The sequence below is a fragment of the Granulicatella seriolae genome (assembly GCF_024543085.1).
GTDB lineage: Bacteria > Bacillota > Bacilli > Lactobacillales > Aerococcaceae > Granulicatella > Granulicatella seriolae.
Genome location: NZ_JANHNZ010000023.1, coordinates 1 through 1,330 on the forward strand (window position 1 = coordinate 1; position 1,330 = coordinate 1,330).

Genomic DNA, 1,330 nt, shown 5'->3' on the forward strand with positions numbered 1-1,330 from the left:
TGGTTGCGTCAAGAATTATGTGTAAATGGAAAAAACCATTCTGTCGGTTAAGTTAAAACATTGATTCTAATGTATCTTGTATTTCTTTAAAACCTTTATGAATCCGACACAAAAATTTCTGATTATAGTTGTTGAATTGAGAAACTAAGAATCTCTCTAGAGATTCTTCATTAGGGAATTGTTCTTTTCTTTTTGTATATTTCTTTAATTGTTTGTTAAAACCTTCAATCAAGTTAGTTGAATAAATGGTTCTTCTGATTGATGGAGGAAAATTATAAAAGGTTAATATAGCAGGATTCATGAGTAATTTAACTACTCGTGGATACTGCTTTTTCCATTTATCTATCATAAAACTTATTTGATTCATAGCTTCTTCTTTTGAAGCTGCTTGATAAACCAATTTAAAATCATTACAGACTTCTTGTCGATCACTAACACGAACCTTATGAGCAATATTTCTAGAGATATGGACACAACATTGTTGAAATTGAGCATTTGGATAAATACTATGGATACTATCGTCAATGCCGCTTAAACCATCAGTTACGACTAATAAAACCTCTTCTAAACCACGGTCTTTTAGGTCTTGAAGTATTTCTTTCCAAACATACGAAGACTCAGTTGGAGCAATACTAAACCCAAGAACCTCTTTGGTCCCATCCAGTCGGATACCTATGACAATATATACAGCTTCTTTTGAGACAGTTTGTCTTTTTAAAGGAATGTGAGTAGCATCCATAAAAATGATTGAGTATTGGGATTCTAAGGACCTTTCTTTAAAAGCAACAACATCTTCAGATACTATTTGAGTGATATTGGAAATGGTTTGTGGTGTATAGTAATGACCATACATTTTTTCAATCAACTCAGAGATTTCAGACATAGTGATTCCTTTTTGAAATAATTGGATAATGGTGGTTTCTAAAGAGTCGTTACTTCTTTTATAAGCAGGCAACGTTTGTTGAGAAAACTCTCCATTTCTATCTCTAGGAATTGCCAAATTTAATTCTCCATACTCTGTTTTAAATGAACGAGAATAATTCCCATTTCGGGAATTACCTGAATTAAAACCAGTGCGATCATATTTCTCATAATCAAGAAAAGCCGTTAATTCAGCTTGTAGCAGTGTATTGATAGCTAATTCTAGATGACGACGGAATAAGTCATCCAAATCACCTTTATTGATTAGTGTTTCCATAATTTCTGTAGTAAAATTAGTCATGAGAAAGTCCTCCTATAAAATTTCGGTTGTGGTAACTTTAATTTTACAGAATGGACTTTCTTTTTATCTACCTAAAATTTCTATTTACACAAAATATTTTACGCTATC

Annotated in this window: 1 protein-coding gene; it reads right to left on the reverse strand. The window is 31.8% G+C overall.

What is annotated here, in order from left to right:
• Positions 1–52: 52 nt before the first annotated feature.
• Entirely contained in the window at positions 53–1,222 is a 1,170-nt protein-coding gene (locus tag NPA36_RS10205) for an IS256 family transposase (RefSeq protein ID WP_104859673.1), read from the reverse strand.
• Positions 1,223–1,330 lie beyond the last annotated feature (108 nt).